Origin of the sequence: Embleya scabrispora (assembly GCF_002024165.1) — a bacterium.
Classification (GTDB): Bacteria; Actinomycetota; Actinomycetes; order Streptomycetales; family Streptomycetaceae; genus Embleya; species Embleya scabrispora_A.
In genome coordinates this window covers 6,849,016-6,872,841 of sequence record NZ_MWQN01000001.1, presented here as the reverse complement: position 1 = coordinate 6,872,841, position 23,826 = coordinate 6,849,016, and the positions used below count along the sequence as shown (strand labels likewise).

Annotated in this window: 17 protein-coding genes; 9 read left to right on the top strand and 8 right to left on the bottom strand. The window is 73.3% G+C overall.

Annotated features, from left to right (window positions below; all coding sequences use genetic code 11):
* The first annotated feature begins 29 nt into the window (after positions 1-29).
* The 6 genes from B4N89_RS30170 (at position 30) to B4N89_RS30145 (ending at position 9,993) form a co-directional block, all read left to right on the top strand.
* Positions 30-1,496 (top strand): SagB family peptide dehydrogenase, encoded by a 1,467-nt coding sequence (locus B4N89_RS30170; RefSeq protein ID WP_078978917.1) that lies wholly within the window; start codon positions 30-32, stop codon positions 1,494-1,496.
* On the top strand, positions 1,493-2,308 hold the full coding sequence (locus B4N89_RS30165; RefSeq protein WP_078978916.1) for an HlyD family efflux transporter periplasmic adaptor subunit: 816 nt from the start codon (positions 1,493-1,495) through the stop codon (positions 2,306-2,308). The genes B4N89_RS30170 and B4N89_RS30165 overlap by 4 nt, the downstream gene beginning before the upstream one ends.
* Positions 2,305-4,566, top strand: coding sequence for an NHLP family bacteriocin export ABC transporter peptidase/permease/ATPase subunit (locus B4N89_RS30160; RefSeq protein ID WP_078978915.1), 2,262 nt, complete (start codon positions 2,305-2,307; stop codon positions 4,564-4,566). The genes B4N89_RS30165 and B4N89_RS30160 overlap by 4 nt, the downstream gene beginning before the upstream one ends.
* A gap of 130 nt (positions 4,567-4,696) precedes the next feature.
* Positions 4,697-7,684 (top strand): NHLP bacteriocin export ABC transporter permease/ATPase subunit, encoded by a 2,988-nt coding sequence (locus tag B4N89_RS30155; protein WP_078978914.1) that lies wholly within the window; start codon positions 4,697-4,699, stop codon positions 7,682-7,684.
* Between the two features lie 63 nt (positions 7,685-7,747).
* On the top strand, positions 7,748-9,160 hold the full coding sequence (locus tag B4N89_RS30150) for a cytochrome P450 (protein WP_078978913.1): 1,413 nt from the start codon (positions 7,748-7,750) through the stop codon (positions 9,158-9,160).
* Entirely contained in the window at positions 9,157-9,993 is an 837-nt protein-coding gene (locus tag B4N89_RS30145; RefSeq protein WP_161500863.1) for a class I SAM-dependent methyltransferase, read from the top strand. Before B4N89_RS30150 ends, B4N89_RS30145 begins: the two co-directional genes overlap by 4 nt.
* 55 nt (positions 9,994-10,048) lie before the next feature.
* On the opposite strand, the gene B4N89_RS30140 is transcribed toward B4N89_RS30145, so the two are convergent.
* Complete coding sequence (locus tag B4N89_RS30140) at positions 10,049-12,931, bottom strand: helix-turn-helix transcriptional regulator (RefSeq protein WP_161500862.1); 2,883 nt, start codon at positions 12,929-12,931, stop codon at positions 10,049-10,051.
* Positions 12,932-13,498: 567 nt separating this feature from the next.
* Here B4N89_RS30140 and B4N89_RS30135 point away from each other — a divergent pair.
* Complete coding sequence (locus B4N89_RS30135; protein WP_078979743.1) at positions 13,499-13,732, top strand: DUF397 domain-containing protein; 234 nt, start codon at positions 13,499-13,501, stop codon at positions 13,730-13,732.
* A gap of 90 nt (positions 13,733-13,822) precedes the next feature.
* Positions 13,823-14,749, top strand: coding sequence for a helix-turn-helix domain-containing protein (locus tag B4N89_RS30130; RefSeq protein ID WP_078978910.1), 927 nt, complete (start codon positions 13,823-13,825; stop codon positions 14,747-14,749).
* A 33-nt stretch (positions 14,750-14,782) separates the two neighbouring features.
* On the opposite strand, the gene B4N89_RS30125 is transcribed toward B4N89_RS30130, so the two are convergent.
* From B4N89_RS30125 to B4N89_RS30115, 3 genes are all read right to left on the bottom strand, one after another.
* Positions 14,783-15,595, bottom strand: coding sequence for an SAM-dependent methyltransferase (locus B4N89_RS30125; protein ID WP_078978909.1), 813 nt, complete (start codon positions 15,593-15,595; stop codon positions 14,783-14,785).
* Positions 15,596-15,796: 201 nt separating this feature from the next.
* Positions 15,797-16,375 (bottom strand): hypothetical protein, encoded by a 579-nt coding sequence (locus tag B4N89_RS30120; RefSeq protein WP_078978908.1) that lies wholly within the window; start codon positions 16,373-16,375, stop codon positions 15,797-15,799.
* Between the two features lie 49 nt (positions 16,376-16,424).
* Positions 16,425-17,453, bottom strand: a complete 1,029-nt coding sequence (locus B4N89_RS30115; protein WP_078978907.1) for a helix-turn-helix domain-containing protein — start codon at positions 17,451-17,453, stop codon at positions 16,425-16,427.
* Between the two features lie 911 nt (positions 17,454-18,364).
* Between B4N89_RS30115 and B4N89_RS30110 the strand changes: the two genes are divergently transcribed.
* The gene (locus tag B4N89_RS30110) at positions 18,365-19,177 is read left to right on the top strand and encodes an SAM-dependent methyltransferase (RefSeq protein WP_235618850.1); all 813 of its coding nucleotides are present in this window, start codon (positions 18,365-18,367) and stop codon (positions 19,175-19,177) included.
* 129 nt (positions 19,178-19,306) lie between these two features.
* On the opposite strand, the gene B4N89_RS30105 is transcribed toward B4N89_RS30110, so the two are convergent.
* From B4N89_RS30105 to B4N89_RS30090, 4 genes are all read right to left on the bottom strand, one after another.
* On the bottom strand, positions 19,307-21,607 hold the full coding sequence (locus B4N89_RS30105; RefSeq protein WP_078978905.1) for an FtsX-like permease family protein: 2,301 nt from the start codon (positions 21,605-21,607) through the stop codon (positions 19,307-19,309).
* A gap of 20 nt (positions 21,608-21,627) precedes the next feature.
* Positions 21,628-22,308, bottom strand: a complete 681-nt coding sequence (locus tag B4N89_RS30100; protein WP_078978904.1) for an ABC transporter ATP-binding protein — start codon at positions 22,306-22,308, stop codon at positions 21,628-21,630.
* Positions 22,305-22,829: a PadR family transcriptional regulator gene (locus B4N89_RS30095; RefSeq protein ID WP_078978903.1), complete on the bottom strand. Its 525-nt coding sequence runs from the start codon at positions 22,827-22,829 to the stop codon at positions 22,305-22,307. Before B4N89_RS30095 ends, B4N89_RS30100 begins: the two co-directional genes overlap by 4 nt.
* 96 nt (positions 22,830-22,925) lie before the next feature.
* Positions 22,926-23,717, bottom strand: a complete 792-nt coding sequence (locus B4N89_RS30090) for a S1 family peptidase (protein ID WP_078978902.1) — start codon at positions 23,715-23,717, stop codon at positions 22,926-22,928.
* Positions 23,718-23,826: the final 109 nt, after the last annotated feature.

The window sequence follows — 23,826 nt, the reverse complement described above, 5'->3', positions numbered from 1 at the left end:
GGCCCGGCCCGACCTGCCCCGGAGGTTCCATGACCAGCCTCGGTATCCCGCCGACCGCGGCCGGCGCCGCGACGACGGTGCCGGTGGAACGCATCGCCCTGCATCCGAACGCGCGGGCGAACACCGACGACGCCGGCGCCACCCTGCTCTTCCTCGGGCCGCGCGGACTGTCCCTGGGCGTGTTGACCCCGGGCGTCGCGGCGGCCGTCGCGCTGCTCGCCGACCGCCCGAGCAGCGAGGACGACCTGCACCGGGCCGTGCTCGACCGCGACGGGGAGGGCGCCCTGCTCAAACTGCCCGCGCTGCTCCAGCGCTTGCGCGCCGGCGGGTGGCTGGGCACCACCCTGGAGGTGGCCGGCCGACCCGTCCTCGCGCTGCGTCCGCTCGCCCCGCCGGCCCCCCTCGCCCGCGGTACGGCCGCCCCCGATCCGGCGACCCGGCGGTTGTCCCGCTTCGCGGTGCTCCGCCGCGAGGGCGAACACACCGTCCTGGAGTCGCCGTTGGCCGCGGTCGCCGCCGACCTGCTGGACCCGGCGCTGGCCGCACTGGTGGCCGCGCTGCCGCACCACGAGGTCGGCGCGCTGCCGCCCGGCGGTGCGCGCGCCCTGGAACTGCTGGCCCGACACGGCCTGTTGGTCGACCCGGAGCAGGAGGACGCCGATCCGGACCGGGCCAAGTGGTCGCCGCACGAATTGTGGTTCCACGGGCGCACCAGGGCCGGCCGGCACGACCTGCCCTACGGCGGCACCTATTGGCGGGCCGCCGCCGAGCCGCCCCTGCCGGTGGTCCGCCCGTCGTTCGACGGACCGACCGTCGATCTGCCCCGCCCCGACCTCGACGCGGTACGCCGTGCCGATCCGCCGCTGACCGACGTGCTGGAGGGCCGCCGCTCGGTGCGCGCGCACGACGACACGAAGCCGCTGACCCTCGCGCAGCTCGGCGAGTTCCTGTACCGCACCGCGCGCAATCGCGCCGTCCTGCACGAGGACCGCCAGGAAGTCGGCGACCGGCCCTACCCGTCGGGCGGGCGCTGTCACGAACTGGAGCTGTACCCGCTGGTGAACAACGTGGTCGGAGTGCCCCCGGGCCTGTACCACTACGACCCGCGGGACCACCGCCTCGAACGCGCCGCCGAGCCGGGACCGGCGGTCGGCCGGTTGTCCGAGATCGCCCGCGCCACCGCGCTGATGAGCACGCCACCGCAGGTCGTCCTGCTGGTGAGCGCGCGCTTCGGGCGGGTGATGTGGAAGTACCAGACGATGGGTTACGCACTCGTCCTCAAACACGTCGGGGTGCTCTACCAGACGATGTACCTGGTCGCGACCGCGATGGGCCTTGGCGGGTGCGGGCTCGGCGGCGGCGACTCCGACCTGTTCGCCCTCGCCACCGGCAACCGCTGGGAACGCGAGGGAACCGTCGGCGAGTTCCTGCTCGGCACGGTCGGCCCGGAGCCGAACACCGCCGTGCCGGGCGGGCCCGGAGGGGGACGGCCATGAACTTCCGTCGCGAGGCCTTGGAGGGACTGAAGGCCCCCGAGGAACTCGACGCGCCCATCCGCCTGGTGCGCACCCGCGCCTGGGCCCTGCTGCTCGCCCTGGCCCTGCTGCTCGGCGCCACCGCCGCCTGGTCGGCGGGCGGCACCCTGCCGCGCAAGGTCGAGGTGCCCGGCATCCTCACCCATCCGCTCGGCGTCTCGCGCGTGCAGAGCCCGCAGACCGGGCTGGTGTCCAATTTGTTCGTCGACTCGGCCACACTCGTGCCCAAGGGCACCCCGGTGCTCTCCGTGGTCGACGCCCAGGGCGCCACCCAGATCGTCCGGGCGCCGTTCGCCGGCCGGGTGATCGGTCTGCTCGTCTCCAGCGGCCAATACATCTCCGTCGGCACCACCTTCATGACCGTCGAGCGCACCGACGCCAACGACGACCGGCTCCTGGCCACGCTGTTCGTATCCCCGCGCAGCGCGGGCATGTTGCGCCCGGGCACCCAGGTGGACGTGTCCGTACAGTCCGCGCCCTCCCAGGCGTTCGGGCTGCTGCGCGGCCGGATCACCGCGATCGACCAGTTCCCGTACACCGCCCAGCAGGTGGCCGACTTCCTCGGCGGCGACCAGCAGGCCGCCGGCCGCCTGCTGTCCGCCGGCGGCGCGGTCCGGGTCACCGTCGATCTGGAGACCGACCCGCGCACGCTCAGCGGCTACCGCTGGACCAACAAGTCGGGCCCGCCGTTCCGGATCGACTCGCAGACCCCCATCACCGGCTTCGCCCGCCTGCCCGGCGAGCGCCCGCTCGATTGGCTGCTTCCGGGATGACCACCACCAGTTCGCCACCGCCCGCCGGGGCACCGCCCGCCCCGCCCGAGCGCGGTCGCCGCCGCCGCGAGTCCGCCGAGCGCCGGATGTCGGTACGCACGCCCACGGTCATCCAGCTGGAGGGGGTCGAGTGCGGCGCCGCCGCGCTGGCCATGGTGCTCGCCCACCACGGCCGGTTCGTCCCGCTGGAGGAGTTGCGACACGCGTGCGGGGTCTCCCGGGACGGCGCCAAGGCGGCGAACCTGCTGCGCGCCGCGCGCTCGTACGGACTGATCGCGCGCGGCATGCAGATGGAGACCGCGGCGCTGGCCCGGAACCGGCCGCCGGCCATCCTGTTCTGGAAGTTCAACCACTTCGTCGTCTACGAGGGCATGACCCGCCGACTCGGGCGGCCGATGGTGCGGCTCAACGATCCCGCGCAGGGCCGCCGGTCGGTCACCACCGAGGAGTTCGACGTCGCGTTCACCGGCATCGTGCTCACCTTCGAGCCGGGTCCGCGGTTCCGGCGCGGCGGGCACCCGCCCCGGCTGCTCGCCGACCTGCGCGCGCGCTATCGCAGCAGCGGCGGCGCGCTGCTGCTCGCCCTCCTGGCCAGCCTGCTGCTGATCCTGCCCGGCCTGGCCGCGCCCGCGTTCACCCGGGTCTTCATCGACCGGGTGCTCACCGGCGAGGACCATTCGTTCCTGCCCGCGCTGCTCGCCTCGATGGGTCTGGCGGCGGCGGTCACCATCGCGCTGACCATGCTGCAACAGACCCATCTGCTGCGGGTCGAGTCCGCGTCCTCGATCCGCAGTTCGGTCCGCGTGGTGCGCCATCTGCTGCGCCTGCCCGTGGTGTTCTTCACCCAGCGCAACCCGGCCGAGATCAGCAAGCGGGTCTCCGCCAACAACACCATCGCGCAGATCCTGTCCCGCGACGTGGCCACCACGGTGGTCAGCATGCTGCTCGTGGTGGTCTACGCGGGCCTGCTGTGGACCTACGACGCGCAGTTGACCCTGGTCGGGGTCGGCGTGGCGATGCTCAACATCGTGGTCCTCAAACTGGTCTCGCGGATGCGCACCGACACCGTGGCCAGGCTGCGCGCGGACCGCTCGGGCCTGGTGTCGGCGTCGTTCAACGGCCTCCAGTTGATCGAGACGCTGAAGGCGTCCGGGGCCGAGGGCGACTACTTCAAGCGCTGGGCCGGGTTCCAGGCCCGGGTGGTCTCCGGACAGCAGGCACTGGGCGCGCCCACCTCGATCCTGGCCGTGGTGCCGCCGCTGCTGGCCGCCGTGGACAGCGGTCTGCTGCTGTGGATCGGGGGTCTGCGGGCGATCGACGGGCACATGTCGATCGGTCTGCTGGTCGCCTTCCAGACCCTGGTCAACTCGTTCAGCCGCCCCGTGGCGCAACTGACCAACCTGGGACCGAGGTTGCAGGACGTGACCGCCGACCTGGGCCGGCTCAAGGACATCGAGAAGTTCCCGCCCGCGCCCGAGTTCCTCGACGACGAGCGGGACCGCCGCGCCCGCTCCGGCGCCGAGGAGCCGGCCGCGGTGCTCGCCGGTCGGGTCGAGTTGTCCCATGTCACCTTCGGCTACAGTCCGTTGGGCAAACCGCTCCTCGACGACTTCTCGCTGCGGGTGGGCCCCGGCCGGCGGGTCGCCCTGGTCGGCGGCTCGGGCAGCGGCAAGTCGACGGTGAGCCGGTTGATCGCCGGGTTGTACGAACCGTGGAGCGGCGAACTGCTGTTCGACGGCCGGCCGCGCCGGGACTATCCGCGCGACGTGATGGGCACCGCGGTGGCGTTCGTGGACCAGGACATCTTCCTGTTCGAGGGCACCGTACGGGACAACGTCACGCTGTGGGACGACTCGATCCCGGACGAGACGGTGGTCGCGGCGCTCCGCGACGCCGCCGTGTACGACGTGGTCGCGGCCCGGCCCGGCACCATCCACAGCGCGGTCGCGGAGAGCGGCAAGAACTTCTCCGGCGGCCAGCGCCAGCGCCTGGAGATCGCCCGCGCCCTGGTCCGCAACCCCAGCGTGCTGGTCCTGGACGAGGCCACCAGCGCACTGGACGCGCAGACCGAGGCGACCATCGACGACAACCTGCGCCGTCGCGGCTGCGCGTGCGTGATCATCGCGCACCGCCTGTCCACGGTGCGCGACAGCGACGAGATCGTGGTGCTCGAACAGGGTCGGGTCGCCCAGCGCGGCGACCACCACACCCTGGCGGGCATCCCCGGCCCGTACGCCGAACTGATCCGCGACCTGTAGCCCCGCACGCCGCCCCCGACCACCCGACCACACCCGAAGCGGCCGCGCTCCGCGCGCACCCGGCGCCCCGCCGCTCACGCCCGGTCCGCCGTCCCCACGGAGTTGTCCCCCACGGAAAAGAGGAGGAAGGATGACCGAGCCCACGCAGGGCTTCGAGCCCGCCGAGCCGCCCGACGACGCGCCGCCGGACCTGCACGCGCTCGGTGCCGCGCTCGGCCCCGAACTCGCCGGGGCCTGCGCACTCGACGGCGCCCTCAAGGTCTGGTTCGTCACCGCCGGCATGGTGGACGTGTTCGCCACCACCCGGGAGGAGGGCGGGCGCTGGCAGTTCCTGTGCCGGGTGGGGGCCGGCACGGTGTTGTGCGGAGCACCGGCCGGCGGTACCGCGATGTTGGGCAAACCGCTGCCCGGCGGGACGGTGCGAGCCGCGCCGCTGGCCGACGTCCTGGCCGCCGCCGCGGCCGACGCGGCGTTCGCGGGCCGCTTCGCGGCAGGCCTGGACCGGGGCCTGGGCGCGCTGGCCGACGCGGTGCGAATGGGCCTGCCACCGCGGACGTTCACCGCGCTGGAGGCGGGCGAGGGCGCCGAGTTGCCCGCCGGCGGCTCGGCCCGCTCGGTCGCCGGCACGCTGTGGGTGCGCGTGTTGTCCGGGTCGGTGGCCATCGGCGGGCCCGACGAGGCCGACGCCGACGCCCCGGCCGACGACGTCCCCGAGGCGGGCGCCACGGTCGGCTTCGGCGGCCGGCTGGCAATCGGCGCGGCCGACTGGCTGTACTCGGTCGGCGGCGCGCTCGTACACGTCGTCCGCACCCTGGACGTACTTACCGAGGCCCCGTTCACCCACGACCTGGCCCACCACCAGCACACCCTGATGCAGCGCGTGGACGAACGCCTGCGCGGCCGGCGCGGCAACGCCTGTCGGGAACTGGACGCGCGGCGCGAGGTCGACGCCGACGCGCTGCGCCGTTCCTCGCGCGCCCTCGGCGCGGTCCTGGACCCCTACCGGCCGGTGCACCGGGTCGGCCTGGACGCGGCCGACCAGGACGACTACCTCGCGGTGGCCCGGGTGGTCGGGCAGGCGAGCGGGGTGACGATCACCCGGGGCGGCACCTCGGAGGCCGCCGACGCCCGGCTGGACCCGCTGGAGCGGATCGCCGTCTCGTCCGGCTTCCGGGTGCGCGACGTGGCGCTCACCGGTCGCTGGTGGCGTACCGACTCCGGCCCGCTGGTCGGGCACACCCGCGTGGCGAACGCGGATCCGGACACCCGCCGCCCGGTGGCCCTGGTCTGGCGGCGTCGGCGCTATCACGTGCTCGACTCCACCGGCTCCGACTGGACGCCCGTCGACCGCGCCGGAGCGGCCCGCCTGGAACACCGCGCGACCATGTTCTATCCGGCCCTGCCGGAGAGCCCCGGCGGCGCCCGCACCCTGCTGCGCTTCGGCCTGCGCGGCAGCACCGTCGACGTGCTCGTGCTGTTCGCCTGCGGCCTGGGCGCCGCGCTGCTCGGGCTGGCGGTGCCGGTGTTGACCGGGAAGGTGCTCGGCGTATTCGTCCCGCAGGGCGACCGGGTCCTGGTCACCCAGCTGTGCGTGGTGCTGCTCGCCTCCGCGCTGTTGGCCGCGGTGTTGTCCGCGGTGCAGAACCTCTCGCTGCTGCGGGTGGAGGGGCGGTTCGAGGCGATCGCCCAGGCCGCTGTGTGGGATCGGCTGTTGCGCCTGCCCACCGGGTTCTTCGCGTCCGTCTCCTCCGGGTCGCTGAGCAGCGCCGCGCTGGGCATCAGCGCGCTGCGCGAGATTCTCAGCGGAGTCACCGCGCTGTTCGTGCCGGCGTGTCTGATCTTCCTGGTCAACCTGGGACTGCTGTTCTTCTACAGCGTGCCGCTGGCGCTGCTCGCCCTGCTGCTGGCCGCCCTGGGCGGCGCGGTGTGCGCGGTCGCCGGGTTGCGCCAGATGCGGCGCCAGCGCGAGCTGATGGCCGAGGAACACGAGTTGTCGGGGCGCATGTTCCAACTGCTCACCGGGCTGCCCAAGTTGCGGGTGGCCGCCGCCGAGGACCGGGCCTTCGCGTTCTGGGCGATGGGCTTCGCCCGCAGCCGGATGTTGTCGGTGCGCACCCGTCGGTTGCAGAACACGGTCACGGTGTTCAACTCGGGCTATCTGCTGCTGTGCACGCTGCTGCTGTTCGCGATGGTCTCCGGCCCCGCCGACGGGGAGTTGGACGTCGGCGGGTTCCTGTCGTTCAGTGTGGCCTACGCCCTGATGCTGGGCTCGATGCTGCAGATGACCGCGAGCATCACCATGATGGCGGCGGCGGTACCGCTGTTCGAGGGCGTGCGGCCGGTGCTCGCCGAGTTGCCCGAGGTGTTGGAGTCCAAGCAGCCGCCGGGCGACCTGTACGGCGGCATCGAGGTCAGCCGGCTGTCCTTCCGCTACGCGCCGGACGCCCCGCCGGTGCTGGACGACGTGAACCTGCGGGCCCGGCCCGGCGAGTTCGTCGCCATCGTCGGACCCACGGGCTGCGGCAAGTCCACCCTGCTGCGCCTGCTGATCGGTTTCGAGCAGCCGACCACCGGCTCGGTGCTCTACGACGGCCAGGACCTCGCGTCGCTGGACGTGGCGGCGGTGCGCCGGCAATTCGGCGTGGTGTTGCAAAACGGGCAGCTGTTCGCCGGCAGCGTGCTGCACAACATCTGCGGACTGCGCAACTACACCCTGGACGAGGCCTGGGAGGCGGCCGAGATGGCCGGTCTGGACCAGGATCTGGGCCGGATGCCGATGGGCATGCACACCGTGCTCTCCGACGGCGCGGTGACCCTGTCGGCCGGCCAGCGGCAACGGCTGATGATCGCCCGGGCGCTGATCGGCCGGCCGCGCATCCTGTTCTTCGACGAGGCGACCAGCGCGCTGGACAACCGCACCCAGGAGGTGGTCACCCAGAGCACCCGCCGGCTGAACGCCACCCGGATCATCATCGCGCACCGCTTGTCCACGGTGATGCAGGCCGACCGCATCGTGGTGCTCGACGCCGGACGGGTGGTCCAGTCCGGGCCGCCGGACCAGTTGCTGGCCGACGAGGACGGCCTGTTCCACCAACTGGTCCAACGTCAGATGACGTAGGGCCCGTCGGCCGCAGCACCCACCGCCCGCGAGTTCGGCCGCTACCGCACCCAGGAGGCCCCCGTGCCCGGATCGCCCCTCCACTCCGGTCCCCCCGGATCGCCCGTCCGCGCCCGTCCGCCGGGCCCCGCCGACGACCTCGACCTGGCCGACATCCGCGTCGACCCGCTCGCCTTCCTCACCACGCTCGCCGCCGAGTTCGGCGACCTGTGCAGCCATCGCACGCGCGGCGAGGTGGTGTGGTTCGTCAATCGCCCCGATCTGGTCCGGCACATCCTCAAGGACAACTACACGGCGTGGACGAAGGCCGGCACCCCGGACGACTTCATGCTCACCCCGCTGCTCGGCAAGGGCCTGCTGACCAGCGACGGTCCCGCCTGGGAGCGGCAACGCCGGTTGTGCGCGCCGGCGTTCCGGCCTCGGCGGGTGGAGCGGTTCGACACGCTGATGACCGACGCGGCCGTCGACCTGGCCGACGCGTGGGAGCGGGCCGCCGAGGAGGGGCGGACCATCCGCGTCGACCACGACTTCACCGCGCTCACCCTGGGCATCGTCGCGGACGCGCTGCTCGGCGCCGATCTGGCCGCGGCGGGGCGGGGGTTCGGCCGCGCGGTCGACGACATCAACCGCTTCATCGGCCACTTCGACGGCGAACCGGGCACGCCGACCGTCGCGGACGCGGACCTGGCCCTGCTCCGCCGGCGGTACACCGCCGCGCAGACCTTCCTGGCCCGCGTCGTCGGCATGCTCGTCGCGGCCCGGCGCTACACCGGGCCGCCGACGGATCGGCCGGCCGACCTGCTCGACGCGATGCTCGGCGCCCGGGACCCGCACGGGGACGCGCTCGACGACCGCGAACTGCACGACCAGGTGCTGACCATGGTGATGGCCGGGCACGAGACCACGGCCAAGGCGCTGAGTTGGACCGTGCACCTGCTCGACCGCCATCCGCAGGCCGCGGCGGCGGTTCGGGGCGAGTTGGCCGAGGTACTGGCCGGCCGACCGCCCCGGGCCGCGGACCTGCCCCGCCTGGAGCTGACCCGGCGCTGCCTGGAGGAGGCGATCCGGCTGTATCCGCCGGTGTGGCTGATCTCCCGGCGGGCCGCGGCGGACGACGTGCTCGACGGCCGCCACGTGCCCGAGGGCACCCTCGTGTGCATCAGTCCGTGGACCCTGCACCGGCACCCGGCGGTGTGGGAGGACCCCGAACTCTTCCGTCCGGAACGCTTCGCCGCGACCGCCCGGGCGGCCCGGCCCGCGCACGCCTACGTGCCGTTCGGCGGCGGGCCGCGGGTGTGCATCGGCCAGTCGTTCGCCCTGACCGAGGCGGTCCTGGTGCTGGCCACGGTGTTGCAGCGGCTGGAGTTGCGCGGTGTGGCCGGGCATTCCGTGGTGCCCGAGGCGCTGGTGACCCTGCGCCCCAGGGACGGCCTGCTGATGACCGCGCACCCGCTCGCCGCGGGCGGTCGACCGTGATCGGCCCGGCCCACCCCGGCGGCAGCTATCGGCCGCAGGCCGAACTCGGCGGAGTGCCGGCCGAGGTGCGCCGGCTGGAGATCCAGGCCGAGCTGAGCTGGGCACACGAGTGGCGGGTGGTGCGGGACACCGCCCCCGCGGTCGCCGGCGCGGTGCTGGACGCCGGTTGCGGAACCGGGGCGGTCACCCGTCGGCTGCGGACCGAACTGGCCGATCCGCGAACCCGGTTGGTGGGCCTGGACGCGGACGAACGGCTGCTGGCGGTGGCCCGGGCCGAGGCGCCCGCGGCGGGAATCGACTACGTGGCCGGCGATCTGACCGAACCGCCGCTGCCGGCCCGCTCGTTCGACCTGGTGCTGGCCCGCTACGTGTTCCAGCACCTGGCCGATCCGGTGGGCGCCGCCCGGGCGCTGGCCGCGCTGCTGCGCCCCGGCGGCACGTTGGCGGTGATCGACGTGGACGCCGGGCTGTGGGGCTGCGCGGATCCGGACCTGTCGGCCCTGTGCGCCGACGCCTACCGCGCCCTCGGCACGGCCCAGGCCGCCGACGGCGGGGATCGCCTGGTGGCCCGCCGGCTGCCCCGGATCCTGCGCCGCGCGGGCCTGACCGAGGTCGGCGTGCGTCCGTTCGCCTACACCGGCGACGAGGTCGGCGGCGCGGCCGCGCTCGCCCCCCAGTTGTCCCCCGAACGCCTGCTTCCGCTGGTCGAGCGCGGCGCCCTGGGCCTGGGGACGTACGCCCGGGCGATGGCGGCGTGGGAACGCTTCGTCGCCGCCGACGGCTTCACCCTGATCCTGGGCTTCGCGGTCGTCGGCCGAGTACCCGTGCCGTAGCGGAGGTCGGGCAGGCCCGGGCGGCGGTGGCGCGTGCCGTCGACGCGCGTCACCGTCACTGCGTCGACGCCAGTCTCGTGGACAGCGCGGTACGGCCCGAGATGCCCAGCTTCCGGTAGACGTGCGTCAGATGCACCTCCACCGTGCCGCGCGTGACGCACAACGACTCGGCGATCGCCCGGTTGGTGTGCCCGGCCGCGGCCAGTTCCGCGATCTGCCGCTCCGAGGGGGTCAGCGAGCCGGGGCCGGACAGGCTGGTCCGGCGCAACCGGCCGCCGCAGGCGAGCAGATCCTTGTGCGCCCGCTCCACCAGCAGGTCCCAGCCGCACTCCTGCGCCAGCCCCATGCCGCGCCGCAACGCCAGGCGGGCCGCGGCCGGTTGACCGGCCAGCGCGTACACCCGGCCCGACTCGACCAGGGACTCGGCCAGTTGCAGCCGGGCGCCGGACTGCTCCAGGACCGCCACCGACTCCTCCAGGAGCCGGATGGCGCCGCGCGGACCCTCGATCCGCGCCCGGTTGCGCAGCGCCTCGCCGATCGGGGCGGGCGCGCCCCAGCGGCGGGCGAGTTCCAAGCCCTCCTCGAACAGCGGCGCCGCCTCGGTCCGCCGATCCAGGTCCACCAGGGCCAGCCCGGCGCCGCCGCGCCAGTCGCTCAGCGCCGGGTTGGCGATGCCCAGTTCGGTCAGCCGTCGGCCGCATTCGAGGTGGTCGGCCAGCGCCCCGCGCGGGTCCCCGGCCGCGTGCCTACATCGGGCCCGCACACCCAGCGCGGTGGCCCGTGCGCGCGGCACGCCCAGGGCGCCGCGCAACATCGTGGTCGCCGCGTCGTACTGGCCCAACACCACTCGAATGCGGGCCAGTTGCACCCGGGTCAGTTGGGTGAGCGCGGACAGTTCGGGACCGCGCGCGAGCCGGCCGGCGGTGCGCGCCTCGGCCAGCGCCTCGGCCAGGTTCCCGGCGCGCAGCGCGATGTCCGCGCACAGGCAGTGCGCGACCACGGCGGGCAGTCCGATCCGCGAGTGGGCCGGGCCGATCGGAATCGCCGCGGTCAGGCTGCCCGCCCACGCCCGGGCCTCGTCCAACCGGCCGGCCCACGCCAGCACCACCACGCTGCGCAGCAGGAGCAGCGCCGACGCGCTGCCCCGGGGCGGTTCGCCCGCCAACGCGCGCTCGATCAGGTCCAGCGCGATGCCGCTGGGCTCGGCCCGGCACGCGCTGTCCGACGCGAACGCGGCCAGCAGTTCGCGCTCGCCCGCGGTGACCCCGGTCACCTCGGCGGCGGCGTGGTCGAGGCCGGACCGTGCCGCCCGCTCGGATCGGACCTCGGTGCCGGCGGCCGGTCCGCCCAGGTGCGCGATGGCCCGCAGTCGCAGCCGCACGTCCGGGTCGGGACAGTCCCGCTCGACCAGTTCGCCGAGCCGCGCCGCCGCGTCCCGGGCGGGCCGCATCACCGCCTCCACGCTGTCCCCCTGGCGCAGCACGTGCGCGTGGCACAACTCCAGGACCGCCTCGGCGCGTTCGGCCGGATCGGTGAGCAGCCGCAGCGCCTCCTCCAGGTGCCGTGCGGCCGCCTCGGGCGCGGTGGGCACCTCGGCCCGGCCCAGCAGCACGAGCAGGCGCGCCCGGTGTTCGGCGGCCGGGTCGTCGCGCAGCGCGCGCCGGGCGTACTCGGCGCAGCGCAACGTCGCGCCCGCCGCCAGCGCGGCCCGGCCCGCCTCGTAGAGCACCGCGCCGGCCCACGCGTGGTCGTCCACGTGCAACGTGTCGATGCGCAGCAGGTGTTCGGCGACGCGCGTCGGCGGCGCGCCGTAGTCGCCGAGCCGGCGGGCGGCCCGCACATGCCGATCGCGCAGCAGCGTCTCGGGGATGGTGTCGTGCACGGCGTCGCGCAGTTCGGGGGTGCGGAACGACAACCGGCCGCCGGGGGGTGTGCCGCGCAGCACGCCGACGCGGACGAGTTCGGCCAGCGGCCCGTCCAGCCGGTCCGGCCCGGTGCCCATCAGGTCGGCCACGATGTCCAGGTCGGCGCCGTCGCCGAACAGGGCGGTCGTCTGCGCCAACGCGCGGACCCGCTCGGGTTGTCGGGCCAGTCGTGTGGTCACCGCCGCCGCCTCGATCCGGGCGGCGATGCGGCGGATGTGGTCGGCCCGGGTCTGTCGGGGCCGTCCGTCGAGGTGGACGCCGGAGCGGATCGGACCCAGTTCCGGCGGCAGCCCGGCCTGGAGCTGGGTGTCGATCAACCGCGCCAGATACGCCGGCACCCCGCCGGTGACGTGGTGGCACAGCCGCACGAACGGGTCCTCGGGAACCCGGCCGGCGTAGGCGCGTTGCACCAACTCCCCCGCGCTGTGCACGGACAGCGGGCGCAGCGTGCTCTCGTGGCAGGCGGCCTGCGCGCCGATGTCGTCGAGCGCGTCGCGCGCGGGCAGGTCGTCGTCCACGCGCACGCCGAGCACCACGAGCAGCGGCAGTCGGGTCAACCGGCGCACCAGGTGTGCGAACCACCGCAGCGAGGCGTCGTCCATCCACTGCGCGTGGTCGACGACGATCACCCGGGGGCAGCGCCGGACGGCCGGCAGCAGCACCTCGTACAACTCGTCGAACAGCGGCCGCCCGTGGTCCTCGGGCGCGGTGTGCGGGAGCGCGCGGCGCAGTTCGTCGAACCGGTCGTCCCCGGCCGGCTGCGTCGCGTCACCGAGTCCGGTGAGCAACTGGCGCAGCGCGGCGAAGGGTTCGCGGGCGTCTCGGTGCTGGCACGAAACCAGCACGGGAGCGGCGCCGGCGCGGCGTTGGCGCTCGGTGAACTCGACGAGCAGTTCACGGCACCACATCCCCGACGCGGTACGGATGATCACGGCGCGTCCGCCGGCTCCGGTTCGCGAGGCGCGTGCGTGCGCCAGCAGATCGGAAAGTTCGGATACCCGCTCCGGTTCCACTGAAGCGATCCCTTCCCCCCAGCGCGGCCCGCACCGCGACACCCTGCGGGGAGACCGGGCAGCCCGATTGTCGTCGGGAACGCCGCCGACGGCTCCCCGCGGGGCCGCAGCGGTAGGACACGTACGTTCTCGACCACCGTCCCCCCGGGGCCGGTCGTGCGCTTGCGGTTCCGTTCCCACCGCGCGGGCCCCCCGGTCCGACGCGGCGCACGGCGGCCCGAAATCGGGATGTGGGGCACGCCGATCAGCTGTGTCTCCAGCAGCGGGTTCCTTGTTACGCCATTGCGGTGGCGTGCCACAAGACCCGATCTCCAACTCGACGCAAGGATCTTGTGCCCGTTCGTTGAACGGATTTCAACCCGATCCGACACGGCGGAAAACCCGCCGATCCGGGCCGAAATCGCCCCTTGACGCCGGGAATTGGGCCCACCGGGTTCGGCGATTCCCGTGACTGCGCCCGCCATCGGTTCCATGATGCGAATGCACCTGGTTTTGCACGAACGGCGGAGCCGTCCGAGGTCGCGCCACACGGGGCAGCGATCGGACGGAAGCGGGAAGGTGATGACGATGCGTGCCGGCAACGGGGATGCGGCGGACTCGTTCGGGTCGGTGACCTGGGTGAAGAGCAGTGCGAGTACGGCCGAGGGCAACTGTGTGGAGGTGGCGCTGCTGCCCGGCGGCGCGATCGCGGTCCGCGACTCGCGGCGGGCGCGGGGACCGGCCCTGGTCTACTCCCGGGCGAGCCTGGCCGGCTTCGTCGGGAACACCGGACTCGGGGGGTGCGCCGGGCCGATCGGCTGACCGGGACCGCATCGCGGTCGCCCAATCGACGGACACGCGGGATGCCGTGCCGGGATAATGATGGGCGTCCGTCTGCCCCTTGGAGTTCCCATGTCCGCCGAACACCCGGCCCGTGCGCCGTCGATCGCACCGGTGGTGTCCCTCACCCAGCAGACCAGTCCGGCCGCGGCCGTCAAGGTGCTCGGCGCGACGCTGCGCAAGTTGCGGCTGGACAACGGCCGGGGGCTGAAGGACGCGGCCGAGGCGATCCGGGCGTCGATGTCCAAGATCAGCCGACTGGAGCGCGGCGAGAGCCCGCCGCGCCCGCGGGACGTCTTCGACCTGGTCCGCTACTACGGCGTCCGGGACGAGGAATCCCTCTCCGAGATAGAGGAGTTGCTGAAGAAGGCGCTGGAGCGGGCCTGGTGGAGCCACTACAGCGATGTGATGCCGGGCTGGCTGGCCCGGCTGATCGGGATGGAGGACTCGGCGACCAAGATCGACACCTACGAGGTGCACGTGGTGCCCGGCCTGCTCCAGGTGCCCGAGTACATCCGCGCCGTGGTGCGCTCCGGCCTGCCCCGCGCCGCGCCCGAGGAGGTCGAACGGCGCATCGAACTGCGGCTCCAGCGCCAGGCGTTGCTCGCGGACGAGCACCGCCCGGATCTGACCGCGCTGCTGGACGAGGGCATCCTGCGCCGACCCGTCGGGGGCCCGGCGGTGATGGCCGCGCAGATGCGGCACCTGTTGGCCGAGTCGGCGCGGGAGCGGATCAACATCCGCGTGGTGCGCTTCGATCGCGCCGCCGGTGTCGCCCCGCCGTCGCCGATGACCTATCTCCGCTTCGCCTCGGGCGGCCCGAGCGAGATGGTCTACCTGGAGCAGGCCAACAGCGCGACGTACCTGAGCAGGCGCGCGGACATCGACGCCTATCGGGAGATCCTGCTCCGCCTGTGGGCGGCGGCCGAGAATCGGGCCTCCAGCGAAGGTATGTTGCGCGACGCCGAACGCCACTTCACCGCGGCCGCCGAAAGCTGACCCGCCGGGTCGTGCTCCGCCCGGGCTCCCGGGTCAGCTCACCCGGGCCAGGCCGCCGTACTCGATCCACTCCTCGGTCTGTTGGCGCGCGGCGACCTGCGAGTCGGGGCGCCACGTGGAGACTTCCACCAGCCCGGGGTCGAGAACGGTCAGCCCGGTGAAGTAGCCGTCCACCTGGGCACGATCGCGTACCCGACCCCAGTTGCCGCCGGTGGCCTGGGCCATGAAGTCGCTCACCCCGTCCCGGATCGCCGGGTCCTCGCTGACCAGTTGGCAGATCACCATGAAGCTGCCCGGCGGCAGCCGGTCGGCGACCCGGCGAATCATCGCCCCCGGCCCGGCGGACTCGGGCAGGCAGTGCAGGACCGAGACGAACAGCGCCGCGACCGGTTCGTCCGGCCGGATCAGCCGCTGGACCTCGGGGCGCCCGAAGATGCCGTCGGTGTCGGTCATGTCGGCCTGGACGACGGCGGTGTTCTCGTTCTCCTCCAGCAACATCCGACCGTGCGCCAGCACGATGGGGTCGTTGTCGACGTAGACCACCCGGGACGCGGGGTCCACGCGCTGCGCCACCTGATGCACGTTGTCCCGGGTGGGCAGCCCGGATCCGTGGTCCAGGAACTGCCGTACCCCGTACTCGGCGGCCAGCACCCGGACCACGCGGCGCAGGAACGCCCGGTTGTTCAGTGCCAGCTCGCGCGTGCTGGGCACGATCTCGAGCAGTTTCTCGCATGCCTCGCGATCGGCCGGGTAGTTGTCGGTGCCGCCGAGATACCAGTCGTACATCCGTGCGGCACTCGGTGTGTCCACGTCGATCTCGGGCATCGGTCCGTCCGCGTTCCCCATCGCGCCCCCTCGTGCGTCCGCGCTCGCCGGAACCCACCGCGGTCTTCCGGTCGCCGCCCGTGCGCGCACCATGCTAGATGTGTGACGTGTGTCGGGGCAGGCGCTCCGGCCGGGAAGTCGGGAGTCCGCACGCGGCGCGAAACGGCACGGTGGGGGGAGAAGCGGGTCGCGCGGCACGGGTTGCGCACGACCCGCACGCCCTCATCCGCCGCCCGGGCCGTCGGGACCGCGGGCGTGGATCGGGGCGTCCCGGCCGTCCGGACGCGGCGCGGCGTCGGGACGGCGTTCGAGGGTCCTGACCACGGCGGTGGGCAGGCTGCGCTCGGCCAGGACCAGCTGGGCGGCCACCTCGGGCGGATCGGTGCCCATGAGGTCGGCCGCGGCGGTCAAGGTCATGCCGAGCCGGTAGTGCAGCACGACCGCGTCCGCCTGCGGCCACGGCAGGGCGTCGTGCAGGGTGCCTCGGGCGGGGGTGTGCGAGGCGGTGACGGCCCGGCCCAGGATGCGCCAGGCCCCGGCGGTCGGATTGGGCCCGCGCAGCATGTCGGCCCAGGTGCCGGCCAGTTCGGCCACGGCCGACTGCACGGCCCGCTCGCCCCGGAGGGGATCGCCCGTCCGGTGCCGGGCGTACTGCGCCCACCGCGCCCGATGCAGCAGACAAAACGCGGCGAAGTCGATCGGCGCCCCGGCCGGCCCACCGGAGCCGGCCGGCTCGCCGTCGGTTCGATCCGACCGCGGTACGTCGGCCGTGGGCGCCGCCGGGCACCACGCGGCGGACATCGGCGCCTCCGCGCACGTCCGGACGGCCGTGCGCGCCGTCGCACCCCGGTCAGCCGACATCGCCGTCGCCGGTGTGCGTCCCGGTCACCCGGGCCGGCCGCGACCCGGGTCCCGGCAGGGCGGCGAACGGCAGTCCCCCGGCCGGGAATCCGGCGTCGCCCAAGCGGATCAGCACGCCGTAGTGCACCTGCTTCCACAACCGCCGGATCACGTCCGGATGCGCGCCCAGCCGCTCCACCAGCAGCTCGGCACCGGCCCGGTCCAAAATCAGCTCGCCGGCCAGGACCCGCTCGACCGTACCGGGGCGCAACGGTTCGCCGCCGATGCGATCCGGCGCGGGACGCCCGGCGGCCAGCCACAGGCCGCGCACCATGGCGGTCAACAACGCGGCCAGGTCCGGCAGTTCGCGCCGGATGCCGTGGTCGACCCCGCGCGAGCACTCCCACAGGGCACGCAGATCCGCCGCCTCGCCGCCCAGCTTCCCGGCCAGGGTCTCCACCACCGGCCAGGAAGCGAACACCTCCCCGGCCAGGATGCGGGCCAGGAACTCCTCGCCGATCCCGGCCTGCCAGGCCAGGTCGGCGACGGTGACCCCGGCGGTACGGCGCAGTTCGCGCAACGCGGTCGCCAGCCGCTCGCCGGCGTGCTGGGACGCCGACAGGTCCGCGTCCCCACGCGCGTCCTCGCCCGGATGCGCCCGGGCCCCCAGACGCGCGGCCAACTGCGCGGACCACTCCGGGCGCAGCCCTACCGTCGTGCCGGGCCGGACCTCCCCCACCGCCGCGCGATATCGCTGGGTCTCCCCGCTCAGCCGGTCCGCGTAGGCCAGCCGGACCCGCAGCGGCTCGCACGTACGTTCGGCCTCCTCCAGCGCGCAGGCCACCCGGCGCAGGATCGCGACGATGCCCGCCTCCAGCCCCCGGGGGTCGACGGCCGGCGGCGCCTCGCGCTCCCGTGCCGTGCGTGCCCGCCGCCGGCAACCGGGGTCGCAGTAGCGCCGCTTGCGGTCGCCCGTGTCGCGCCGCGCGAAGCGTCGACCGCACGCGGCGCACGTGGTGATGCCCCTGCGGGCGTTCATCCCGTGTCTCTCCCTCCGGTCCCGGGCGTGGTCCCGGCACCGTCCCCGGTGCGCGCGCGCCTCACGGCCGAGGCCGAGGCGCTCGACCGGAGCCGGCCGGCCGCCGCCTCCGCATGCCGAATGCTTTCCCCGAACGCAAAGCGGGGAATGCCGTTCTCGGGAATCGCCGGAGATCGTCCGAGAGTCCTCCGGCGGATAAGTCGTCCACCATGCTCGATTCCTTGATCGTTGTTCCCCGGCGCTCCGGGGCGACGACCGTCGATCCGGATCGTTCGACGCTCCGGAAGCTACTCCCAGAGTTTCCGAAACGCCAAGGAAACCCGAGAAATGCAAATGCACGGCCGGTCGCCCCAACGCTTCGAAGCCTCGCTCGGACTCCGTCGGGCCCGCCGACAACGATCCCACGGCGGGCAAAGAAGCGCAGGTCGGATGCCACAAACCGGCCACGGGCGGCAGCGACCCGATCGGAAGGCGTCACCGCGGAGGAACCTCCCGATTTCTCCGATCGACCGCGTCGAAACCGGCTCCGGCCGCGAATCCACCCCTGCGGGTGACACCCATGCAATTGCATATGCAAAGGAATCGGAAGCGGATGTCACCCGCAAATCGCCTCGAACGAATCCCTCGCCCCGCACCGACACCCACGGAATCTCCCATCGAGCGCGGACACCGGCCGATTCTCCATGGAACCGCGCGACCCGCACGACAGGCACGACACGCGGGACATGCACGCCACGCGCCACATCCCCCCACACACACACGCCGACACGCCGACACGCCCGACACCGCACCGAACCGATCGGTCGGTGCCTGGCACAATGGTTCGCGAACGGGTTCGAAGGCGCTCGTGCGCGCAGCCTTTCGTTCGGGACACACCGGGTGAACGGCGGACAGGAAAAGGAACCACCGCCGTGAGCGAGAATCGACCGTCCGAGGGCCAGCCGATCCCGGGGCCCGACGTCGCGCACAACGCCCGGGTCTGGAATCACTGGCTGGGCGGCAAGGACAACTACCCGATCGACCGCAAGGTCGGCGACCACGTCACGAGCATGTTCCCGAGCATCGGCGAAGTCGCCCGCGCGGACCGGGAGTTCCTGGGTCGCGCGGTGCGCTTCCTGGCCGGCGAGGCGGGGATGGACCAGTTCCTCGACATCGGCACCGGGCTGCCCACCGCCGACAACACGCACGAGGTCGCCCAGCGGGTGAACCCCGCCGCGCGGATCGTCTACGTGGACAACGACCCGCTGGTCCTGGCGCACGCCCGCGCGCTGCTCACCAGCACCCCCGAGGGCGCCACCGACTACATCCACGCCGACGCGCACCACCCCGACGCCATCGTCCGGGACGCCAAGGCGACGCTGGACTTCGACCGCCCGGTCGCGGTGATGCTGCTCGGCAGCCTCAACTTCATCCTCGACACCGACACGGCCGTGGACATCGTCGGGCGGCTGATGGCCGCCGTACCGTCCGGCAGCCACCTGGTGATCACCCACCCGACCACCGAACTCGGCGGCGAGGGCAACGTCGAGGCCATGCGGTTCTGGAACGAGAACGCCACCCCGCCGATCACCGCCCGCGGGCTCGCCGAATTCACCCGCTTCTTCACCGGCCTGGACCTGCTCGACCCGGGCATCGTCTCGTGCGCCCGCTGGCGAGCCACCTCCGTCGACGGTCGACTCCCGCCGATCGTCCCGCAGTTCGGCGCGGTCGCCCGCAAGCCCTGACCCCTTCACGGGCAAGGCCATGCGGTCCCGACCGCACGGCTTCCGCACACACCGCGGCGGCGCCGGGCCCGAAGTCCCCGGGCCCGACGCCGCCGCGCGTTCGGCCGTACCGTCCGTCTTCGCGTCCGGCTACTCCGTCCGCAGCCCGTCCGGCCGCATCATCCGCCACAGCGGCGGCAGACTCAGTGCCGTGACCAACAGCACCACACCCGCGCCGATCCCGGTCATCGACGCCAGCCCGGTCCAGTCCACGCCGAACGGACGTTGCGCCATGCCGAGCAGCGCCGCGCCCAACGCCACCCCGGTGCCGGCCGCGAGGATCAGGCCGAGCACCACCGGGATCGCCGTCTGGTACAGGATCGACCAGCTCAACGTGCCGCGCCTGGTGCCGAACGCGACCAGGACCGACAACAACTTCCGCCGCTCGCGCAGCTGTTCCAGCATGGTCACCAGCAGGCTCGCGCCGATCATCAGCAGCACCACCGTCGAGCCGATGAACAGCGCGGTGCGGACGTTCGCGAACCGCCGCGATTCCTGGGTCTCGTTCAGCGTGTACACCTGCGCCAACGGATCCACCCGGGCCATGGCGTTGCGCGCCAGGTCGCTCGCGTCCGGCACCGCCGGGTCGAGCGCCACGGTCATCGAGTACGTCAACTGCCGGTTCACCGCCGCCGGCACCGCGCCGGGCGTCGCCAACACGCCGTCCGGCATGATCCCGCTCCCGTCCGATCGACCCGGGACCGTGCGCGCGGCCTTGGGAATCACCCACGGCGTGGGCGCGGCGGACGCACGCGGACCGTGGCCCGTGTCGATGACCACGTTCTTCCCGGGCACCGGCCGCATGCCCCCGACGGAACTCGACGTGCGCGGGTCGACGACGAACGTGTCCCCGTCCGCGCATCCCTCGATCCGGGCCAACTCGCGCAACGTGTCACACGTCCCGATCGTCAGCGACGCGCCCGGACCGGGATCCTCGCCCGGCTCGGCCAGGCGGGTGGTGGATCGCCCGAAGACGCTGCGCACCCCCTTCGTCTCCCGGAGCTGCCCGGTGATCCGCGCGATCCCCTCGGTGCCCACCGGCGCGTCGGAGCTCACCGAGAGTTGGGCCCGCGTCGTATCCGCGCCGGTCTCCTTGACGTAGTCGTTCTCGATCCCCAGGAAGAGCATCTGGAGCGCGATCGCCCCCGCCACCGCGACCGCGATGCCGTTGACCGCCCGGGCCGCCGCCGTACTGCCCACCTGGAGCCGCCGGACCGCCAGTTGCCACGGCACCCGACCGGCACCGAGCCGGGCCACCACCGCCTCCACGACCCAGGGCAACATCGCGGTGACACCGAGCAGGAGCAGCACCACGCCGAGCACGACCTGCCCCCGGTTGAACTCCCCGCTCTCCGACCCCCGGCGGATCAGCGGGTACAGCGCGGCCAGCCCCGCGAGCGGCAGCAGCAGGCGCCACCACACCCGGCGCCGAGGGGGTGTGCCGGCACGGACCACGCCCAGCGGTTCGATCACCACGGCACGCAGCGCGAACAGGGTCACCGCGACCGCCGACAACGGCACCGCCAGCGCCACGAGCACCGCGAGCGGCACGCTCGGGTCCAGGTCGGCCGGGAAGATGCTCAGGTCGAACGCGGCGGCCACGCCGGTCAGTTGCCGCCCGATCAGAAAGAAGCCGAGCCCGAACAGCAAGCCGAACAGTGATCCCGCGAGCGCCTCCCCCGCCGCGATCCACCGGGTCGTCCGCGCGTCGGCGCCGACCAGCCGCAGCGCCGCGAGCCGCCGGTCCCGCCGCTCGCCGCCGAACCGCACGGCCGTGGCGATCAACACCGCGACCGGCATCAGCAGCACCACGAACATCACCACGACCAGCAACACCAGCCGGGGATCCATCGGATCGGCGGGAAACGGGCTGCCGAACGCGGTGATCCGCAGTACCGAACTCCACCTGTCGCCCGCGGTCACGGTGTCGTTCCCGGCGTAGAACGCCAGTTCGTCCGGGCCGATCAGGCCCTTGTCGCCGATGGTGCCGACCGTGCGGTAGGGAAACCGCTCCCGGAGCAGCCGCCCCCGGCTCGTATCGAGCAGGTCGGCCAGCGCGGGCGAGACGACCATCTCGCCCGGTCCGGGCACCTTGGCCAGCCCCGGCGGGATCGGCGCCTTCGGGCCCTCCGCCCGCAGGAGCCGACCGCGGATCTCCTCGCCCTTGTAGCTGGTGTCGACGGTGGCGATCAGCAGCGTGTGGTCGCCTGCCTGCGCCGCCTGCCCGCGCTGTTCGTTGCGATCGCGGCCCCGCTCGTCCCGCGCGGACAACGCGCCCGGAATCGCGGTGGTCAGCAGCAGCAGCGCCACCCCGAGGCCCACGCCGATCGCGGTCAACAGCGTGCGGATCCAGCCCTCCCGGCCGCCGGTGACCGCGAATCCGGCGCCCATCCGGAGATTCCGAAGCACGTTCACGCGGCGCGCGCCATGTCTCGGGACCGGCCGTCGCGCACGACGATCTCCCGGTCGGAGTAGGCGGCGATCCGCGACTCGTGGGTGACCAGGACAATCGCGGCGTCGGTGGATCGGGCCGCCCCGATCAGCAGTTGCATCACCCGTTCGCCGTTGAGCGAGTCCAGCGCGCCGGTCGGCTCGTCCGCGAAGACCACCCGGGGACGGATCACCAGCGCACGGGCCACCGCGATGCGTTGGCCCTGGCCGCCGGAGATCTCGCCGGGCCGCTTGCGCGCGAGGTCGGCCACCTCCAGGCGCTCCATCCACTCCCGTGCCCGGGCCTCGGCCTCCTTGCGCCTGACCGCGTTCAGCCGCAGCGGCAGCGCGACATTCTCCAGGCAGGTCAGTTCGGGGACGAGTTGGCCGAACTGGAAGACGAAGCCGAAGTCGCTGCGGCGCAGCGCGCTGCGCCCGCCGTCCGACATGGCGGTCAGGTCGCGGCCGTCGTAGCGGATGGTGCCGGAGTCGGGGCGCACGATGCCGGCCAGGCAGTGCAGCAGGGTCGACTTGCCCGATCCGGACGGGCCCATGATGGCCACCACCTCGCCCGACCGGATGGTGAACTCCGCGCCGGCGAGGGCGGGTGTCGATCCGTAGGCCTTGTGCAGGTCGTGGCCGCTGAGCAGGGAGTCGGTCACTTGCGGATCTCCAGGGTGAGTTCGCCGAGCCGGGCGGCGGTGAGTTCGAGCCAGCGCAGGTCCGCCTCGAGATGGAACAGCGCGTGGTCGCAGATCAGTCGGTCACCGAGATCGCCGTCGAGCTTGCGCCGGGTCAACTCGCGCATCATGGTCAGGTGCTCGGCACGCTGGATGTCGAGGATGTCCGCGGCGTCCCGGCCGGTCAGCAGCGCGAGGACGACCTTGGTGTAGAGCGTCGACTGGAGATAGGGCTCCGGCGTCTCCGGCCGGCCGAGCCACTGTTCGACGTCGGTGACACCGGCATCGGTGATCGCGTAGCGCTTGCGCTCGGGACCACCGCCCGATTCGAGCCCGTCTATCTCGACGAGGCCGTTCTTCAACAGCCGCGACATGGTCGAGTAGACCTGGCCGTAGGCGAGGGTACGGTCGCGTCCGAAGCGCTCGTCGAAGCTGCGCTTGAGGTCGTAGCCGTGGCAGGGACCGGACTCCAGGAGCCCGAGCAGGGTGTGGCCGATTGACATGCCGAGCACTATACGCACCAGGTATACCCCGTGTGTATAGCGGGGCCCCGTGAGCCCGCCACCGCGTGCGGTGGCGGGCTCACGGGGCAAGAAAGGCTAGAGCCCCAGGTCCTTGGTGACCGCGCTCGCGCGGGTGAAGACCGAGCGGGGCTGGGCGCCGTCGCAGTACTTGTTGCCCGACGACACGATGCCGATCAGCTTGCCGCCGGCCACCAGCGGTCCGCCCGAGTCGCCCCGGCAGATGCTGGTTCCGGGATTGGCGGCCGGCGGCAGACCGCACACCTTGGTGGCCGTGGTGTCCCCGGGGAAGGTGTACGGGTCGCAGGACGCCACCGGCGACAACACCAGCGTGGTCCGCTGCTGCCGCGTGGTGGGCACTCCGCCGTCGCGCTTACCCCAGCCGTAGACGGTCGCGGACTTCCCGAGGGTGTAGAGCGCGCCGTCCTTGGCGCCGGCGATCGGCAGCGTCGGGTCCTGAAGCGACCGGTCGAGCGTCAGTACGGCGGCGTCGTAGGTGAGCGTGCCCTGAGCGTACTTCGAGTGCACGCGCGCGCCGGTCACCTTCCGGGTCCGCCCGCCGGGCGCGGTCAACTCCACCTTGCCGGCGACCACGGTGATGCCGGTCGGGTCGTCCACCGCCGTGGCGCAGTGCGCCGCGGTGAGCACCTTGGTCGGGGCCACCAGCGTTCCGCCGCACAGCAGTTCACCGTCGGCGGTGTACAGCGCGACGGTGTACGGCGCGGCTCCCACCGGCGCGTCGGTACCGTTGCGCACCGCCGAGGCGGACGGCGCGCAGAGTCCGACGGCGGCCAGGGCGACGACCGCCGCGCCGAACACCTTCGCCGCGCCGGGCCGGCGGGTCTCCGACGTGTGCCGAGTACGAGTCATGTCCCGGGTATCCCTTTCGATCGCACGCCCGCGCGACGGGGATTCCCGCCGAACGACGACGCTCTTTCCCCTTGGACGCACACCGCCGTCACCCGGATGCATCCGCCGG

Coding starts and splice junctions, on each gene's coding strand:
- B4N89_RS30170 (WP_078978917.1), top strand. CDS start 30: ATGACCAGCCTCGGTATCCCGCCGACCGCGGCCGGCGCCGCGACGACG.
- B4N89_RS30165 (WP_078978916.1), top strand. CDS start 1,493: ATGAACTTCCGTCGCGAGGCCTTGGAGGGACTGAAGGCCCCCGAGGAA.
- B4N89_RS30160 (WP_078978915.1), top strand. CDS start 2,305: ATGACCACCACCAGTTCGCCACCGCCCGCCGGGGCACCGCCCGCCCCG.
- B4N89_RS30155 (WP_078978914.1), top strand. CDS start 4,697: ATGACCGAGCCCACGCAGGGCTTCGAGCCCGCCGAGCCGCCCGACGAC.
- B4N89_RS30135 (WP_078979743.1), top strand. CDS start 13,499: ATGCGTGCCGGCAACGGGGATGCGGCGGACTCGTTCGGGTCGGTGACC.
- B4N89_RS30130 (WP_078978910.1), top strand. CDS start 13,823: ATGTCCGCCGAACACCCGGCCCGTGCGCCGTCGATCGCACCGGTGGTG.
- B4N89_RS30125 (WP_078978909.1), bottom strand. CDS start 15,595: ATGGGGAACGCGGACGGACCGATGCCCGAGATCGACGTGGACACACCG.
- B4N89_RS30120 (WP_078978908.1), bottom strand. CDS start 16,375: ATGTCCGCCGCGTGGTGCCCGGCGGCGCCCACGGCCGACGTACCGCGG.
- B4N89_RS30115 (WP_078978907.1), bottom strand. CDS start 17,453: ATGAACGCCCGCAGGGGCATCACCACGTGCGCCGCGTGCGGTCGACGC.
- B4N89_RS30105 (WP_078978905.1), bottom strand. CDS start 21,607: ATGGGCGCCGGATTCGCGGTCACCGGCGGCCGGGAGGGCTGGATCCGC.
- B4N89_RS30095 (WP_078978903.1), bottom strand. CDS start 22,829: ATGTCAATCGGCCACACCCTGCTCGGGCTCCTGGAGTCCGGTCCCTGC.
- B4N89_RS30090 (WP_078978902.1), bottom strand. CDS start 23,717: ATGACTCGTACTCGGCACACGTCGGAGACCCGCCGGCCCGGCGCGGCG.